The 16,369-nt window shown below is 45.7% G+C and carries 25 protein-coding genes; 4 read left to right on the forward strand and 21 right to left on the reverse strand.

What is annotated here, in order from left to right:
- Positions 1 to 3: 3 nt before the first annotated feature.
- From ACQVGT_RS13895 to ACQVGT_RS13970, 16 genes are all read right to left on the reverse strand, one after another.
- Positions 4 to 444 carry a hypothetical protein gene (locus ACQVGT_RS13895; protein ID WP_015483126.1) on the reverse strand — a complete coding sequence of 147 codons (441 nt, stop codon included), beginning with the start codon at positions 442 to 444 and terminating at the stop codon, positions 4 to 6.
- A gap of 12 nt (positions 445 to 456) precedes the next feature.
- Positions 457 to 942, reverse strand: coding sequence for an HK97 gp10 family phage protein (locus tag ACQVGT_RS13900; RefSeq protein ID WP_015383433.1), 486 nt, complete (start codon positions 940 to 942; stop codon positions 457 to 459).
- Complete coding sequence (locus ACQVGT_RS13905; protein ID WP_015383432.1) at positions 939 to 1,295, reverse strand: YqbH/XkdH family protein; 357 nt, start codon at positions 1,293 to 1,295, stop codon at positions 939 to 941. Before ACQVGT_RS13905 ends, ACQVGT_RS13900 begins: the two co-directional genes overlap by 4 nt.
- Positions 1,292 to 1,675, reverse strand: coding sequence for a protein YqbG (gene yqbG / locus ACQVGT_RS13910; protein WP_015383431.1), 384 nt, complete (start codon positions 1,673 to 1,675; stop codon positions 1,292 to 1,294). The genes ACQVGT_RS13905 and yqbG overlap by 4 nt, the downstream gene beginning before the upstream one ends.
- Before the next feature lie 21 nt (positions 1,676 to 1,696).
- Entirely contained in the window at positions 1,697 to 2,632 is a 936-nt protein-coding gene (locus ACQVGT_RS13915; protein WP_003232690.1) for a phage major capsid protein, read from the reverse strand.
- 25 nt (positions 2,633 to 2,657) lie between these two features.
- Positions 2,658 to 3,485: an XkdF-like putative serine protease domain-containing protein gene (locus tag ACQVGT_RS13920; protein ID WP_015483125.1), complete on the reverse strand. Its 828-nt coding sequence runs from the start codon at positions 3,483 to 3,485 to the stop codon at positions 2,658 to 2,660.
- A gap of 19 nt (positions 3,486 to 3,504) precedes the next feature.
- The gene (locus tag ACQVGT_RS13925) at positions 3,505 to 4,992 is read right to left on the reverse strand and encodes a phage portal protein (protein ID WP_015383429.1); all 1,488 of its coding nucleotides are present in this window, start codon (positions 4,990 to 4,992) and stop codon (positions 3,505 to 3,507) included.
- A 3-nt stretch (positions 4,993 to 4,995) separates the two neighbouring features.
- Positions 4,996 to 6,297 (reverse strand): PBSX family phage terminase large subunit, encoded by a 1,302-nt coding sequence (locus tag ACQVGT_RS13930; RefSeq protein ID WP_015483124.1) that lies wholly within the window; start codon positions 6,295 to 6,297, stop codon positions 4,996 to 4,998.
- Positions 6,294 to 7,091 (reverse strand): phage terminase small subunit, encoded by a 798-nt coding sequence (gene xtmA / locus ACQVGT_RS13935; RefSeq protein ID WP_015383428.1) that lies wholly within the window; start codon positions 7,089 to 7,091, stop codon positions 6,294 to 6,296. Before xtmA ends, ACQVGT_RS13930 begins: the two co-directional genes overlap by 4 nt.
- A 117-nt stretch (positions 7,092 to 7,208) precedes the next feature.
- Positions 7,209 to 7,718, reverse strand: a complete 510-nt coding sequence (locus ACQVGT_RS13940) for a sigma-70 family RNA polymerase sigma factor (protein ID WP_015483123.1) — start codon at positions 7,716 to 7,718, stop codon at positions 7,209 to 7,211.
- 115 nt (positions 7,719 to 7,833) lie between these two features.
- Complete coding sequence (gene xtrA / locus ACQVGT_RS13945) at positions 7,834 to 8,040, reverse strand: phage-like element PBSX protein XtrA (protein ID WP_014476537.1); 207 nt, start codon at positions 8,038 to 8,040, stop codon at positions 7,834 to 7,836.
- Entirely contained in the window at positions 8,037 to 8,387 is a 351-nt protein-coding gene (gene xkdD, locus ACQVGT_RS13950) for a phage-like element PBSX protein XkdD (RefSeq protein WP_015383426.1), read from the reverse strand. Before xkdD ends, xtrA begins: the two co-directional genes overlap by 4 nt.
- An 84-nt stretch (positions 8,388 to 8,471) precedes the next feature.
- Positions 8,472 to 8,639 (reverse strand): hypothetical protein, encoded by a 168-nt coding sequence (locus tag ACQVGT_RS13955; RefSeq protein ID WP_015383425.1) that lies wholly within the window; start codon positions 8,637 to 8,639, stop codon positions 8,472 to 8,474.
- On the reverse strand, positions 8,639 to 9,439 hold the full coding sequence (locus ACQVGT_RS13960; RefSeq protein ID WP_080030662.1) for an ATP-binding protein: 801 nt from the start codon (positions 9,437 to 9,439) through the stop codon (positions 8,639 to 8,641). Before ACQVGT_RS13960 ends, ACQVGT_RS13955 begins: the two co-directional genes overlap by 1 nt.
- Positions 9,345 to 10,175 carry a hypothetical protein gene (locus ACQVGT_RS13965; RefSeq protein ID WP_015483121.1) on the reverse strand — a complete coding sequence of 277 codons (831 nt, stop codon included), beginning with the start codon at positions 10,173 to 10,175 and terminating at the stop codon, positions 9,345 to 9,347. Before ACQVGT_RS13965 ends, ACQVGT_RS13960 begins: the two co-directional genes overlap by 95 nt.
- Entirely contained in the window at positions 10,162 to 10,341 is a 180-nt protein-coding gene (locus ACQVGT_RS13970) for a YjzJ family protein (protein ID WP_015383422.1), read from the reverse strand. Before ACQVGT_RS13970 ends, ACQVGT_RS13965 begins: the two co-directional genes overlap by 14 nt.
- A gap of 178 nt (positions 10,342 to 10,519) precedes the next feature.
- Between ACQVGT_RS13970 and xre the strand changes: the two genes are divergently transcribed.
- Both xre and ACQVGT_RS13980 read left to right on the forward strand, forming a co-directional pair.
- Positions 10,520 to 10,861 carry an HTH-type transcriptional regulator Xre gene (gene xre, locus ACQVGT_RS13975; protein WP_003232719.1) on the forward strand — a complete coding sequence of 114 codons (342 nt, stop codon included), beginning with the start codon at positions 10,520 to 10,522 and terminating at the stop codon, positions 10,859 to 10,861.
- Positions 10,862 to 11,022: 161 nt separating this feature from the next.
- Entirely contained in the window at positions 11,023 to 11,619 is a 597-nt protein-coding gene (locus tag ACQVGT_RS13980) for an ImmA/IrrE family metallo-endopeptidase (RefSeq protein WP_015483120.1), read from the forward strand.
- 43 nt (positions 11,620 to 11,662) lie between these two features.
- On the opposite strand, the gene ACQVGT_RS13985 is transcribed toward ACQVGT_RS13980, so the two are convergent.
- Both ACQVGT_RS13985 and ACQVGT_RS13990 read right to left on the reverse strand, forming a co-directional pair.
- Positions 11,663 to 12,499 (reverse strand): manganese catalase, encoded by an 837-nt coding sequence (locus ACQVGT_RS13985; protein WP_003245071.1) that lies wholly within the window; start codon positions 12,497 to 12,499, stop codon positions 11,663 to 11,665.
- 76 nt (positions 12,500 to 12,575) lie between these two features.
- The gene (locus ACQVGT_RS13990) at positions 12,576 to 13,178 is read right to left on the reverse strand and encodes a poly-gamma-glutamate hydrolase family protein (protein ID WP_015383421.1); all 603 of its coding nucleotides are present in this window, start codon (positions 13,176 to 13,178) and stop codon (positions 12,576 to 12,578) included.
- Positions 13,179 to 13,282: 104 nt separating this feature from the next.
- Between ACQVGT_RS13990 and ACQVGT_RS13995 the strand changes: the two genes are divergently transcribed.
- Positions 13,283 to 13,660 (forward strand): PH domain-containing protein, encoded by a 378-nt coding sequence (locus tag ACQVGT_RS13995; RefSeq protein WP_015483119.1) that lies wholly within the window; start codon positions 13,283 to 13,285, stop codon positions 13,658 to 13,660.
- A 39-nt stretch (positions 13,661 to 13,699) separates the two neighbouring features.
- Here ACQVGT_RS13995 and ACQVGT_RS14000 read toward each other — a convergent pair whose 3' ends face one another.
- Complete coding sequence (locus tag ACQVGT_RS14000; RefSeq protein WP_015483118.1) at positions 13,700 to 14,653, reverse strand: N-acetylmuramoyl-L-alanine amidase; 954 nt, start codon at positions 14,651 to 14,653, stop codon at positions 13,700 to 13,702.
- Between the two features lie 119 nt (positions 14,654 to 14,772).
- Between ACQVGT_RS14000 and ACQVGT_RS14005 the strand changes: the two genes are divergently transcribed.
- Entirely contained in the window at positions 14,773 to 15,030 is a 258-nt protein-coding gene (locus tag ACQVGT_RS14005) for a YciI family protein (protein WP_003232731.1), read from the forward strand.
- Between the two features lie 29 nt (positions 15,031 to 15,059).
- On the opposite strand, the gene phrA is transcribed toward ACQVGT_RS14005, so the two are convergent.
- Together phrA and rapA are read right to left on the reverse strand one after the other, a co-directional pair.
- Positions 15,060 to 15,194: a phosphatase RapA inhibitor PhrA gene (gene phrA / locus ACQVGT_RS14010; protein WP_003245487.1), complete on the reverse strand. Its 135-nt coding sequence runs from the start codon at positions 15,192 to 15,194 to the stop codon at positions 15,060 to 15,062.
- Entirely contained in the window at positions 15,184 to 16,320 is a 1,137-nt protein-coding gene (gene rapA / locus ACQVGT_RS14015; RefSeq protein ID WP_080030661.1) for a response regulator aspartate phosphatase RapA, read from the reverse strand. Before rapA ends, phrA begins: the two co-directional genes overlap by 11 nt.
- Positions 16,321 to 16,369: the final 49 nt, after the last annotated feature.

A 16,369-nucleotide genomic window follows, 5' to 3' on the forward strand; every position in this document is an offset into this window, starting at 1 on the left:
CGTTTATTTCACCCCGCTGTTCATGTCGATATCCTGTAAGACAGGCTGTTCTGTTTTGTGATAATAATATCGGCTGCTCCACCTGATCACCATGGCCGCCTCGCCTCTGTCTCCTACCCTTGTCTCGATTTGGGAGATGCGAACCATATCCCCCGTCTTCTCGCCGGATTCACTCAGCAGCGGAATCATATTTCTCGCTTCTCTGATGGCATCCGCGAGCCTGTCCGCTTCATCCAGCGCCTGAACGGAGTCCAGATGAAACAGTTTTACATTGAGACTGTAGGTTTTTTTAAATGTGGAAACCGTATCTGTTTCCTCGAAAACAGATGGTGGCGGGACGTATAACGACGGCACCTGAAAGCGATCAGGAAGCTCGCGTTCATAAATGGGAACAGACCACCGGCTGTACAAAAACGCCATGATCGATCCTGTTTCACTGTTCATCCTGCTCCTCCTTTACAGCTTCTTCAGCCACTGGCCCAGTTTGCTTTCCAGCGATTTTTCAAACAGCTGTTCATATAAAAGCAGTGCATGATCCCAGTAGCCCGTGCCCGGTATCCATTTTCTCTTGAGCGCCATTCCCGTTGAAGCCGCTGGATCATAAATAAACCGTGAGCCTTGAAAACGCCCCGGCACCCATCTCACATCTTGTTTTGACGTCCAATGGCCGTCATTAAGAAATGAGGCGTAATCAAGCTGTGTCCCCACCTCAAGCGAAAGCCCGCCGCTTTGCACAATCCAGAGATTGTCCTCTGCGCCTTTCTTAAAGGAACTGAGCAGTTTTTCTGTATCAATCGTTTGTGTGCTGATGAGTTCAGATTGGACGATCTCCAGAAAATCTTGCCCGCACTCCTCAAGCCACCGGGACGCCTGTCTGGAAAAACCGCCTGAAGCCGCTTCTTTTAATGCCGTGTTCAGCTGTTTCAATCCCGCTATTTTCATAGGCTTTCATCCCTGACTGCGATGACCTCCCAATGATGATGTCTGATCCTTTTCGGCAGCTTTAGTATATATTTATGATTCTCCCAAATGATTTTATCGTTCACGCGGATGTCCGCTGACAACGGAAAATGGACGAGAAAGCTATGATATACAGTTTGATCCGGCTCCTCCTGAATCAGCTGCTGCGTTTTTTCGGTAAAATAACAAGGGACATCTTGTTCATCGGGTGTATCCGGATATGAAATCACCGGCTGCAGCCTGTCTGCCGGAATCCCAAATCGGCCTGCAGACGGCGCTTGCGCTGCTTCATGATAAATATCGCAACGGTGAATGAGCATCTGCTTGTAGCTCATAAAGATCTCACCTTCAGTCTGGAGGATTCAGGGACGTAGCCCGGCTTGATAAACTCTTCGAGCAAATGATACACCTCAGGCCGCTGAATCCCGCCTTCTCCGGAAACCGTGTAGGAATAATCCCCCATTTTCTCAGACTGATAGCTTGATGAGGCAGATTCATCGCTGTTGACAAGCGCAAAATACTGGGCAAGCTTTACTAAAGCCAACTTCACCTTACCGGGCAGCGGATCATACAAGCTGTCTTCAAAGCGGTGGCCCGTGATGAGAGCCGCTTCTGCTTCCGCCTCGATGATATCCTGCGCCAGCAGCTCTTCCGGCCTGTTTTTCACCCGATTATAGACCGAATAGGAGGCTACGTCAGTCGGTTCAATGAGCATGAGCTGACCACCTCGTTTCTATTATTCTTTTACGTTAATTAATTTCGCGCAGGCATCCTCTTCCTCGAACTTGCTGTCCAGCTTGGCCGTTAAGACAATAATGAATTTACGGGAGCGGATGTCTTTGTCGACTTCAATTCGGATATTGCGGGAGAAGCCGAGAATGATATTTTTCGGATGTGTGAGAATGATATCAGAAGCGTCATATTGCGCGTCTCCCTCACCGACTGTGTACGGCTGAATATTGGATACCCCTTTGACTGGTACGCCGAATGCTGTTGACAAGCCGCCCTGAACAGCCTGGTCCCCAAGGTTTGTCTGGCGGTCTGCCACGCGGTCCTTCCATTCAACTTCTAAGCCGTGAGACGTATAGAATCTGAATTCCTGAGGGATGCGCAAATATTTCGGCGGAACTGCCTTTAAGCCTTTCTTGAATGTCGCTCTGGACAGTTCTTCACCGTTCATGTCAACGATATGGGAAACTGCCTGTTTACGGATGCCGTCCAGCTGTGCCAGATACGGATCAGCTGATGCTGTATCACCGTTAACGATCAGCTCTTCAATATCAACGGCTGCGCGCTCTGCTAAAATTTGCATGATTGTCTGCTGCAGGCCGTCTTTTTCAATATTGTTTTCAAGTGTGTCATACGTAATATTAATTTCCGCAATGACTTCCTTCGTGTTCAGCTGGACAGTGCTTGTCGTTGGAACTGTCAGCTCGTCGTTTGACAGTGCTTTTCCTTCTTGCGCAGCCCGCAGAATACGCTGGCCGAAGCCGATTTTCTCAAATTTTTGCGAGTCATTTTCCATTTGAATCACGCGGGATTCACTGAAAATGGTCGGCGTGTTTTGCACCATGCGGATAAAAGCCGATGCTTGCGCAGGGTTCATAAGCCCGCCGCTTTTTAAAGCAGAAAGCGACATTTCCGCTTTCCGAATGATCTCTTGATTTCTCAATTGATTTCCTCCTCCTTGACTGGTTTTACAGCAGTCCGCTCCAGATTGATTTTTTGACTTGCTCTGTATTGCCGCCCGTATCGTCCGCTGTCTGCTTAGACGCGCCTCGCGCTTTTTCCAAAGCCTCAATGCGTTCGATCAGCGGGGCAAGCATGTCTTCAACGAGCTTTTTCAGACGCTCGTCATCACCCGTCTGCTCCGGCTTTTCCTCCGTGTCTGTGTTTTTTTCAATCCGTTCAAGCCGTTTGAGCAGAGGGTAAAGCGCATGCTCGAATGATTCTCTCATGTCTTCTTTTCTCATTTCTTCAGTCTCCTTCCCTGTTTTGTCAGCAAGCATTTGCTTGAATACACTGAAGAACCCTGCTTTTTCGACCGGTTCTTCTTCATACACATCTGCAGTGCCCGCCATGCTGTAGCCGGTGATAATTCCAGCCTTAATCTGTTCCCACACCTCGTCAGACGCTCTTGTCACGAGCACCCATGAGCCCTTTGTAATCCGCTTTGACCCGATCATAAAATCATCGGGCGCCACATAGGACTCGACCACGACGCCGGTCCCGCCCTCAAAGCTGTGATTGATATCAATCTCCCGTGCCTCCGCGAGAAAACCGTGCGCTGCTTTTTCAATTTCCTCGGCGGTCATAAAATCGCCGTGGGCATCAGGAACATCAGGCTCATATACGATTCCGTACACGAGCTTTTGTTCATCCTGCTCACTTTTTGTAAACAGCCGAACCTTTTTTTCAAATGACGGAGGTTCAGCTGACTTCGTAAAGAAAAATTCTGTCTGGTTAGCCGCCTTGTCCACATAACTGACAAAGCTGATTTTGGCATTTCTTAATTCTCGCGCCACCTGCTTGATTCACCTCCCTTCAGGACGTTTTGATAGCTTCGATGCTTTCTTTCAACTCCTCCATGAGCGCAGCCAGGTTTGTCTTTTCCGCATCCTGTCCTGCAGGCCGTTTATAAATGTCCTCCGGCCACTCCTCAAGTGTTTTGCCAAGCACCCGTCCGGCAAGGTCGCGTAAATCATTCGGCGAGACTGCTCCGGCTGTAATAAAAGGACCGAGCACCTTCGCAATCTCAAGCGGATCACGAAAGTCCGGTCCTTTTAATGTCAGCCTGACGTCATGGATATTCAGCTCCGGCAAAAGCAGCGTGTTCAGTTTATTCACAAGCGTTTTTCGCTCCGGCTGAAAAACCTGCTCCTCCGTAATTTTTCTAGCAGTATCCGCTGTCGCCCGGTTGTATTCCTGGGCCTCGCCTGTATACAGCGGCGGGAGACGGAACGCTGAACGCAGCTTATTTCTGCTTTTTTCATCGTATTCAAGAAACAGGGCGTCGTTTTGGAGAATTTCCGCCAAGGATTTGATTTCCACGGAAACCGGCGTAATATCCTCGCCTCCATGGAGATCCTTTTCTTTTGCGATTCCTTCCGCTTCGATCAGGAGAAATTTATGGGCGTTTTCCACGCCTTCAAGATCATTCATGTATTCCTGCAGCTCCCGGTAAGAAGCTTCAGACAGCATCCCGTTTTCCACTGTAATCGCAGCGGGGACGTGACGCCCCTGCTTAAAATACATAAAATTGAGCTCTTCTGCTTTTCGGGCTCCGTATAAATTGACAATATTGCCGATCCAGCGGGGTACACCGTATACGCCGCTTCCAATTTTGAGGTGAATGGCTTCATTTGCTTGATACTTCTCTGCCAATGTGTTTACATATTCACCTGTACGCATATCCATTTTTCGCGGATCGCCGTATTCTTTAAAAAATACTTTCTTTCCATTGATCATCTGCACATATTTTCGGAAGCGTCTTTGCCTTTTGATCCTTTTCATTTTCCCGTTTTCTTCATATACAAATGAGACCTCTACAGGCTCGCCTGCTCCGCATACGCGCATATATTTCACATCTAAATATTCGATGCCTGCAGGTTTTCCCGCCCCGTCGCGAAGCACTTCCATAAATCCGTTGCCTGTTTTTTCTCTGTCTTCGATGGCATAGCCTAAAATCATTTCAGCTGATTCATCAAAGTGAAGACATTTATAAAAGGCTTCGAGTCTGACCCAGTCTTTTTCCGCTCTTTTCTTTTTTGCCTGATCGACATCACTTGCGTTGACATCAAATGTGTACTCAACATCGAATCCAAAGCCTGTAATATTCACTCTATACGCATCAATGCATTGCTGAAGAATGGTCGAGTATTCGGCAATGGTTTTGAGCTCGATGATATTGTAGGGCGGAGCGATAATGTCCTCTCCGTACAGCTCAGAAAAGTCATCTTCATAGATTTGCTTTGTCTGAGGAGCCGCGGCATTGGCTTTAAATACAGTTGCTCTGACTGTTTGATTGTGCATGATTTATGACCTCCTCCTTTCTCGGTTCGGCCGGATTCGTTTGTGTGCTGTCTCTTTCATATCAGCAACCTCATAATCATCAAGCGCATACCAAATGGCAGAAAGCGTATGCGGGTCAATCGTGAATTCATCCTCAATCAGAGCTCCGTTTTTATCTTTGGCATACGTAAGTGTCTTGAGCTCATAGATGACATTTTCACAGCGGTCCGAACAGAAGATTTTTTTGAACCGTTTTACCTTTTTGGTATATTGAAGCCTGGAGCCGGGAAACTTTCTGGCTCCAACCATCCGAAAGCCCTGCTGGCGGAAATATTGAATGCTTTTCGGCTCAGCCGAGTCGGCTTTGATCAATTCCTGTGTCTCAATAAACTCACGCAGCTCCTCAGCCGTCCTGTCATCTGTCATTTTGTTTTGATAATACTCCCAATAAATGTAGAGGTATTTTTTTTCAGGATCTACAGCAAGCCGGACGACGGCATTATAGGATTCCTCAAATCCAAAATCCATGCCTGTACGAAAGATTGGCTTGCTGATGGCTGCGATACATTTTTTCACTTGATCATGCGGGAGTACCTCGAACTGCGGCATCACCCTGATCCCGTTGACGCCGAATCGTCCTTTGCGGGCAATCCGGTACAGGTCGGGATCATACTCTTTGAGTCCGTCAAGCTGTTTCACATAGCTTGACGGGAGAAAAAGATTGTCGTTAGCGGTAGAATGATGGTAATACGTATCTCCCTTCACAATCGTCCGCTTTTCGTAAAGCTCGCTGTCATCCAGCACAAACCGTTTCTTGCGTTCATCCCGAAAAAAATGCCGGTACGTCCAATTGGAGGTGCCGACGGGATTGGTGGTACAGATCATATGAAGCTTTAGCTCGGGATGGCGAAGACGTCCGATTAACTCCTTGAACCCCTCATACTTCACCTCTGAGCACTCTTCAATCCATATTAATGAAATATTATGAACCGATTTTAATTTTGCCGGATTGTCCATTCCTTTGAACATGATCCGGCTGCCATTGTAAAATCGCAGCTGCAGCGGGGAAGAAAGAGATGCCACAGCCTTTGTGAGACCGAGCTCTTCGATCACCTCTTGAAACAAGGCGAAGGTCGAATCCCGATGGGTATCGAACACCTCCCGGATCACAAGGGCCGTCCGTTTTTCCTTCAGCAGCTTTAGCACGATTTTCAATGCGGTATGATAGCTTTTGGAGGAGCCGTAGCCGCCGACGAGAAACTGGTACGTCTGCTCCCAATTGAACACGTAATCTTCGAAATGAGGGTTGATTTCTTTTACAATCATGACTTGCGCTCTTTTCGTTTGATCATAATTTCAATCGGCTCTTGGCTGTCATCTGTTTTCTCCGCTTTTTGTTTGGCAAGCTTCAATTTCTCATTTTCAATTTTTTGTTTAAATTGATCTGGAAACAAATCAAAATATAAGGATAGCTTCTCAAGCGCCTTCATTTTATCTGCAAGCTTGATGGCAATGCCTTCTTTGCCAAGCTTTGCTTCCGTTACAATGGTGCCATCAACGAGCCCGGAGTCTTTGACATCGACAAAGCTGATTTCCTTCATAATCGGGTTATCATCTTCATCAAACAGCGGACCCGATTTCCCGACAGCCTGGACCTCTTTTTTTCCAAAGGTCACATAGTCCGTAATATCCGCAAATGCGATCTTGATATAAACCTGCAGCACATCCATCGCTTCAATAAACATCTCATTGACCATTTCTTTTTTTATGCGCCTGATTTCAGCAGCGACCTTTTCGTTTTTTAAGAGCCGGCTGCCCGTCACATGAGCGCTGTCTGGAGAATAGCCCGCTTTGATTGCTGACTGTGTGGCATTGAAGCTTTTGACGTAATACAGGCAAAACAGCCGCTGGCGTTCATTTAATTCGTCGTTGTCTATAGGTCGCTGTTTTTGTTCGTTTTTGGACGCAGAAAACAGGGCCTCTTTCCATTTGTCTTGTTTTTTCCAGATGCCAATTGTTTTCGCGGAAACACCGATTGTGTCTGCAATCGCCCGATTTGTGATCTTTCCTTGATGTTGTTGATAGATTGCTAATGCTTGTTCGCGCTGTTGTGTTTTCATGCTACGGCATCACCGCCACCTCCAGCATGGTTGTTTATTCATAAAAGCGGCTGATCATGCCAGCCGCTTATGTGTCATGCTCTATTCACTTATAGGTGGCAAACGTATGACAAGCTTTCAGGCAAGTGATCGATTCATTTCTTCCTGCTGTCTTTGCATCTTTAAACTCGCCCGTTTAATCGTCGTTTGCACTGTCGATTTTTTCACACCGAGAAGATCGGCGATCCGTTCATAAGAAAAACATTCTACCTTATGCAGCAAAAACATTTCCTTTTCTCTGTCCGTTAACAGGGCTAATGCTTCTCGAATTCTCTCTCTGTCTTCTTCTGATACCTGTCCGTCCGGCTCAAACATCATAGCGCTGGAAAATGATTCGATGATTCTCGGGTCCTTGATCATCAGCCGCTGGTAGGCATCACGCCGGTCAATCGCCCGTCTGATGCCGGGCTGTCTTCCTTTTTCAAGCCATTCTGTTACATATTCAAGATCAGTAATCATATTTCTGATGATTTTTTTATCCTTCAGCTCTTCAGCTGAGAGTGCGGATTCATCTGCCTCAGCGAGCGGTTTATATTGCATTCTTGTTTGTTTGAGCGTTCGTTTATATTCAAATAGTAAGTCTTGCATTCTATGATCCTCCTTATTTTTGGCAAATAAAAAACGGACACCAATCAACGCACAAATGCTGTGCAGTTGATCAGTGTCCGCAGGCTTTCCGTCTTGGACGTATTCTGTTTTCGCTTTAGTTTAATTTGTAGCCGATTTCAAATTCCACTCGGGCAAGGTCGCCCTTTCTTGTTTCGACAAGCGTTTTTCCATGCTCGGGCGCTTCTGTGATCCATGCTTCTTGCTTGATGCCATCCACAATAATGACACGGATTTTCCCTTCCTCCAGCTGGCTCTTAAGCGTGATGGAATCGATATGTAGCAGTTTTTTAGGATGAATCATGTTTCTTTTCCTCCCTTTTTCGGTGCAGCGCTTGCTTCGGCTTTTTCTAATAGCTGAATGATACGCTCCTTTGAATGAACAGAATTCCCTTTCAGAAAATCAAGTGCTGCTTTAGACGCTTCCAGCAATTCAGGCGCAGCGGCCATCAAAGCGGCATTGCTTTTTTGCGAATAAGAGCTGAGGTCAAATACAGCGGCAATCAGCCGCCCGTTTGAGTATGGAAATCTTTCTTTTTCTTCTTCACTGTAAGCTGAATAAATATAGATCGGTTTCGTATCCCCGCACGGGACAGCACGCCACGGCGCAGGGCTTTTCTCTGCCTGTTTTGTCTTTGCCAACACTTTCACTTCCCGTCGTCCTTATACCATTGTTCAATGTTTTTTTCTGTTCGCTTTGCCCGAAACAGCAAAGCGATTAGTGCAGTCAGCTGTTTAATCATAGACATTCAGCCTCGCTTTTCCCGCTGTCAGCATTTGCTCCAGCTTTTGAATGACAGGCGTTAAATCAGTGCCGGACCGGCAGTTCGGACATGGATGAAAAACGACTCCAATACCGGTATGTTCCACAATGACTTTCTTTGTTTGACAAAGCTTGCACATTATCTGATGCCCTCCAATCTATGGTTAAGCTCGTAGGCTGCTCCTTTGATAATCACTAAATAGTCACTGCACATCTCATAGATTCTCGTGCCGAGCGCTTCATCGACCCGTACAAGTGCTTCAATTGTCAGCTCGCTCGAAAGCAAAATCGGTTTATGATTTAAGTAGCGATAATTGAGTACCGAATACATTTGCTCTAATTGCCAATCTGTAGCGCGGGGTTTGCCGTTAACCGGTTTAAACAGATCATCAATGAACAGCACATCCGCCTGCTTCATCCGGTTCAGCTTCGCTTCTAATAGGGCAAAATCATTTTTCAGATCAGTAAAGCCTTCCACGAACGGAAAATAAATGACAGGCACATAGCATGTTCTCATTAATTCGTTGGCAGCGGCAGTCAAAAGGTGTGTTTTCCCTGATCCAGGCTGTCCTAAAAGAGCAATGCTGTTTTTTCGGCAATCCTTGATTTGTTCATAATCGGCAACATACTCTTTTGTACACTCAAATGCGTCTTTTATGGCCTGCGGCTTTCCCTCCGTGCGGAATTCCTTGAAGCCCAGCTGTCTGAAAGCGTGGGTAATCTCACTTGCACCCAGCAGCCGCTTCACTTTCCGTTCTGCCATGCAGCTGCACATCGTCCAAACTTCCAGGCCATTCTGCCTGACGAGATAACCTCCCTGATCCTTGCAGCGTAGGCAATCATACCTACTTACGTCTGATTCGGCCGGTTTGTCCACCAGTAATGGACGTCTCCCTCTTCTCAGCTCGTCCAAAATCTGTTCGATTGTTCGTTTTGTCATGTTTTTTCATCCTCTCATTCTGAATTGCGGCATTCTTTTTGGCTTGCTGCGCGAAAAATCGATCTTCAATGAATTTCGAGCAGTAGCGAAAAGCCTTGATTGTTTCAGAAGCGGCGGTCCGCCGGTTTTCAAAAGCCTGAAAGCATTCTTCAAGCCATTTGATTGTTTGCGTGACAGGAACGCCGATGGCAACAATGCGGGCGATGGCTTGATAATCTCTTGAGGAAGGATACACGGTGCGTCCTTCTTGAGCCGACCGTAATTGTGTAAACCGCTTCGCAATGTGATCCACTGCATCATCAGCAGCAGTATATTTGTTTGTTTTATCTATATCTGTACGGTCGTTTGTGTCCGGTGTCTGCGGCGAAAATGGCCGTTCTTTTAGACTCCCGTGTACAGTATTGTCCGATCTGAAGCTGAATTTTTTGGAATGCTTTACCGAAATCATCAGTCCGTATGGCGCACGGACGGCCTTTATGTAATCATGGTTTTCGAGAAGCTCCAGCCATCTTCTGACGGTTTTTTCACTTACGCCGAAGACTGCCGCCATTTCTCTCGCTTTTAACGGCTTATGGCCAAGGACGATGCCCCAGCTTACGCCGTCTTTTTCGGTTTCTTTTGTTGTTGAGCTGATAAACCAGAGAAACAGCCATAGCGCCGGGCCAATTTTGTCATAATGTTCTGAATTCAGTAACCCTGAATACGTCGGAAAAGGATAGCTTTTATCGTTTTTCATTGTACGCCGCTTCTCCTTTTAACATCATGTATGCTTGAAACTGTTCCTGCGTTTCAAAGTGAAACACCGGAAGTCCGCAAGCGGTGAACGAAATGGTGCCGCCGGATTGTACGAGATGGCGCTGATCTATGGGATTTTCACTAAAAACGATTTGGATCGGATACATGTGATCACTCTCCTGATCTTTTTTTGATACATTTTGTATCGGATGTTACCAAGTATAAACGATACAAACTGTATCATCAAGTTATTTTTGATACTTTTTTTATCATAACTTTATTTTGATACATATTGTATCTATAATCATAAGTAACTTAGGGAGTTTAAAAAAGAGAGGTCATAGTATGATAGGCGGCAGATTGAAGAGTCTCAGAGGGAAAAGGACACAGGAAGAAATCGCATCACACATCGGTGTGTCACGGGCACGATATTCCCACTATGAAAACGGGCGAAGCGAACCTGATTACGACACACTCCAAAAGCTGGCTGATTACTTTCAAGTAACGACTGATTACTTATTAACGGGAAAAGACAAAAAATCCGATGACGATATGTTCTCAGATCCGGACCTGCAGCTTGCATACCGCGATATGCAGGATTTTTCCCCAGAAAGCAAACAGCAGGCCATCGAATTTATCAACTATTTAAAAGAAAAAGAGAAAAACCGCAAACCGAAAAATAAATAAATCGTTCTCTGTTCTCTAAAACATATAAAAAGTAGACCGATATAAAGAAAAAAGTGTTTATTTTTTAAAGAAAAGGGAAAGATTTCTACACTACTTTCCAGTCCTATACGGGCTTTTCTTTCTCGCTAAAACAGAACAAATGTTCGAAAGGGAGTATTCAATTGGGCGATTACTTATCACATCTGGAGGAATACGTTAAAAATTTATACGGCCGGCTGGGCATCACATCCCCTCATCACATTGACATGCTGAAAATCGCAAAGGATCTGGATATTTGGGTGCATTTTGAGGATATGGGGAGCATGATGGTGAAATACGACGGCATGTACAGTATCGTATTGAACCAAAAAAAGTCACGGGAAGAGCAATGGGAGGATTTTGGCCATGAGCTGTGCCACGTGTTAAAGCATGCAGGCAATCATTTTCAGATGAACAAGCTCTTCAGAGAGCTTCAGGAATTTCAGGCAAATCAATTTATGTACCACTTCTGTGTGCCAACCTTTATGCTGTTGCAGATGGAACTGCCGCAATGGAGAAGCCAGGCACTCGCCACAATTTCGGCGGTATTCCGGGTAACAAAGGAATTTGCTGATAAAAGGCTTGACATGTTTGAACGGCGTAAAGCAGGTATTCAATTTCAGAAGCGGCTCGCTTATTTATTATCCCACAAGCGGCCACATGCGTACGAGGAAGGCGATCAGCAGCACTTGCATGTTGCTGAGGAAAAAGCGTTATATCATATTGGCAAAAACATCTGATCAAATACGGGCTAAGGATATATTCCTCAGCCCAGAAGAGAACCTAACATTTCGACATTGGGGGAACTGTATTATGCAGCCACATGGGCGCCGGTTTAAGATGAGGCGCAGATGCGAACGCAATCGGAGCCGGGATATACCTGAATTCACCCCGGCCGTCAAAGGCTTCCCCATGTGCCCATCTTCCTTGTGAGCTTTCATCCCCCCTGGAAAAGTTAAACAGGTCATAGGAGACTTCCTGCTTTTCGAGCTCACGCGGAAACGTCGTCGGGACGACAATATCCCGTTCTCTTTCCTCCAGCTCTTTAATGGCCGCGTACCACATATTTTGATGATAGGTATCCCTTGCAATCAAAAATGACAGCATATCTCTTACCCCTGGATCATCGGTCATGGCATAAAGCCGTGTCACCTGAAGGCGTCCTTGGGCCTCCGCATTTAAGTTAGCGCGAAAATCGGCCAGCAGGTTTCCGCTTGAGATAATGTATTTTGCATTCCACGGATAGCCCTCACTATCTGATGCCATCGCCCCCAATCCGGACACAATCGCGTGCTGAGGATTCATCCCTGACATGACTGCTGCGATAGCGGGATTGCTTTTATAAGCATCCTCCTGTACATCCGCGGGTGCATTGTCCAGAAGCCTGGAAATCATCGTTGCCAGCATTTCTACGTGCCCAATCTCTTCGGTCCCCACATCATATAACAAATCTTTATACTTAGCATCCGCCCTGCAGTTAAACCCTTGAAACAAATACTGCATCATGACGCTAATTTCACCGAATTGGCCGCCGAGCACCTCTTGAAGTTTTTTCGCATAAACCGGATCGGGATGAGCTGGCTTTGCTTGATATTGAAGCTCTTTTATATGATAAAACATGAATCATTCCTCCCCACACTTTCGCACAACCCCAGCGTATGAAGGAATAGGCCCACCGTGCAGGTCCCGTCTAGTTTTATTTATAAAAGCCAAGCTTGACGGCTTCCACATATCGATCAAACAAATCGTTTTGTATGTAGCTTTTATCACGGCACCCAAAATTGCGGAATAGCGCGTTTCGCTGCGCCGTGCTTACCTCCAATTGCAGTCCCATTTCTCTTTTCGTCCGATTGACAATATTGTTTGGGTGTACACCTGCCAGGCGGTCTTTCTCATTAGTGAGCTCGGCGCTAAAACCCGCTTCATTCAGACGCTCACAAATGAGCTTGGCTTTTTTACGATCCGCCCCGCCGACCAATGTATGCGGGATTTTCGGATCATAATACCCGTGAAACGCTAATGCGTAATGGTGGGCATTCACTTTTTCTAAAGCCAGCGGCTCATCAAAACGAATGCTAGTGAGATGCAAGGAACGGTTGTTTCGCTGCTTTAGACCCTCAAACAAATAGATGGAACATCGATCAGAAAATGCCCGCACCAGTTCACTGACGCCAGGCTCAATTCTGCCGCCGTGAGGACCGAGGACGATAAGCTCACTTCCGTTTTTCTCCTCATAAATAATCCGGTACTCCGACTCAGAAGCAGAAAGGGCCGCAAAGCTGTCATACATATCTTCCATTTTGAACGCCCCCTTTACCAGTCAGCACCAGTTTACTCTACTCATCTATGAATGAAAACCTTTTTTATAGTATGATTTGATAGAATACGCAGAGGAGGTATATGATGGGGTTTATTGATGGATTACTCGGCAATGCGTCAACACTGTCAACGGCAGCTGTGAAAGAAGAGCTTGCCCACATTTTGCTGGAGAGTGAGAATGTTGAAGCCGCGTTTAAGCTGGTTCGCGATTTGATTGTCTTTACTGACAAGCGGCTTATCCTTGTAGATAAGCAGGGAATCACAGGCAAGAAAACGGAATTTCACTCGATTCCGTACAAAAGCATTTCCAGATTCAGCGTGGAAACCGCCGGCCGCTTTGATCTTGATTCAGAGCTGAAAATTTGGATCTCCGGCGCGGAACTTCCCGCCGTCTCAAAGCAGTTTAAAAAAGATGAAAGCATTTATGATATTCAAAAGGTGCTTGCCGCAGTTTGTATGTAAGGCGAAAAGACGGAAGCTTTACAGCTTCCGTCTTTTCATTTACAGCTTTTCCTCCAGCTTCGCTTTCGTTTTCGGACCGTAAATCCCATCAGCCGTTAAACCGCTGACAGACTGAAATCGTTTCACTGCATTTGCTGTTTTCGGGCCATAAACGCCGTCAACGCCGTGATTTTTCGCTCCTTTATCAGGATAAAAATAAAGAGCGGCTAAAGCGGTCTGCACCTGCTTTACTTTTGTCCCTTTCGTCAGCGGGCTTGTCACTTTGATCACGCCGGATGGGAGCGGATATGAGGATGCGGCATGGCTTTTAGAAGCAGATGCCGTCTGAGGCAGTTTGATCACCTGTCCGATTTTGATGTGGTTCGGGTCAAAGATATGATTTATGCTTTGCAGCGTTTTCACACTGACCCCGTGTGATGCGGCAATCCCTGACAGTGTGTCGCCTTTTTTTACATGATATTCAGACGCCGAAGAAGAGACTGCAGCTTTTTTCGCTGATACGCCACCGTTTAATTCCTTTTCAATCGCCGCCTTCACTTGATCCCAGCGCCCCTCTGATAAAATGCGGTGCGGGCAATACTTTCCGCTCCAGTCCTGATGTTTTCTCACCCGATCGATGCCCCAGCCGCGCTCCTTCAACAGCTGTGCAACAAATGAAATCGCCAAGGCTTCAGCTGCCTCATACTTCGGGCCTCCCGATTTGCTGTAGCAAATCTCAACGCCGATTGATTTGCGGTTTCCCGGACCGTTTGTGCCGTCACCTGTGTGCCAGGCGTTTCGGTTAAGCGGCAGACCTTGAATCACCTCTTTATCATCGACTGCAAAATGAAAGCTTGTCGAGCTTGTGTTCCCGATCATATAGCTGATTTCATTGGCCGCTGACGCATCGTTTGCCGTGTTGTGAATGGTAATGTATTCAGCGGACATCGCATTAGGACACTTCAACGCGTATTTCGCCTCAGAAACCAAATTTTTCTTTACTGGAATGCTCACCTATCATCTCTCCTTTTCTTTTTTCATAAATAGGTGGCATTCGTAGGACGAAAAGCTCATATATCTATCACCGTAATATGGATAAATGTGTTAAATTGAAGTTCACGGAGGGTCTGAATATGTATACATATTTAATGCTGACAATGAGAACGGAGAAATTTAATCAGGAGCATGTGGCTGGGCACTATGAATTTCTGGATCGTTTACAGGCAGAAAAACGTTTAAAAATGTTTGGGCCATTCAGCGACGCCACAGGCGGAGCGTATGTCATCGAAGCAGATTCACTGGAAGAGGCAGCGGAAATCGGGCATGCGGATCCGCTGGTGGCAAGTGGATCTTCTGAGCTGACGATAAAAGAATGGAAGCTGAAGAAATAAAAAAGACCCCTAAGGGTCTTTTTTATGCATCATGTTTGATTGCGTGCCGCAATATGAAATGTTTTCCCTTCTGTGTTTGCTGTTTCACCTGCATGAACCATCACCTGAGTAAAGCTGAACCCGACCGCAACGAGCAACAAACCTGACATCCATTTAGATTTCATATAAACAATCTCCTCTCTGGATTTGTTTTTGTGCGTGCACCATTTTCTCATAAAATGAAAGTGCTTTTTCGGGCTGTCCGTTTTCTATATAGAATTGGGCAGCATCATGCGCCAGCTCTTCAATATAAGGATACAGCATATGTTCTTCAAGAAATTGAAAGGTGTGTGAGACTGATTCTGTGTCTATGTTTTTTCCGTATAACGCATGTAAAAATTGAAAAAGCTCCACAAATAATTCATCACTGTATTGACGGGCGATTTCCAATCCTTCACGATACTTTTTTTGCGCTTCGGCGTCATTTTTTTGTTTATACAGAACTTGTGTTAAAGAGTAGATAGAATGCGGAAGATTATCGAACTTTTCCGACTTGCAAATAGAAACAGATTTCTCAAAGTATTCGGCTGCCTTTTGCAGTTCACCCATTTTCTCATAGCAGTTTCCGAGATTATATAGGGCGGAACTGATCAGGCGGGGATTGCCTTCTTTCTTTGCAAGATCTAAAGCCAGTTCTAAGTGGGGCAATGCTCTTTCTGGATACTGCATATCATCATAATTACCTGCAATAACGAATTCACATTGGATTCTGCGGACGGTGTACGTTTCATACATTTGGTATGTTTCTAATGCCTGAACGGCGTAGCTCATCGAAACATAGGTTTGTTTTAAATTGTAAAAAATCTCGGCCATTTTAAAAGCAAACTCGGCTTTCTCAATATCATCCGAGACGAGAGCAAGATTCTTTTCTGCCCGTTTATAATACATCATGGCACTGACAAACATCTTCTGCTTAAATTCATACATTCCTCGAAAAAAGTTAAAGTAATAATCGAGAAGCCCAGTCAGCTTGTACTGATTCCCTTCGATGTCTTCTAATAATTCTGAAAACTCTAGCTGCGACGTGTCCTCTCCAAAAGGCTTAATGTAATCCAGCATGACACGATGCCTGAACTCCATTAAAGAATAATACAGCAGCAAATCTTGGTCTTCTTCCATATCCTCAATTTCTCTTTCTACTTCGAGCTTGACCCGTTCGGCTTCAGCGACGTGGAACTGCCGGATATGAGTATACCATTCATTAATTTTAAGCCCGACATAAGAGGACGGAATCGTCTGCTTCATCCTCAATTAATCCCCCCTTTTGAATTACCCGAGATATGTCATATTTTATCATATT

It is taken from the genome of Bacillus sp. SCT118 (assembly GCF_058566435.1).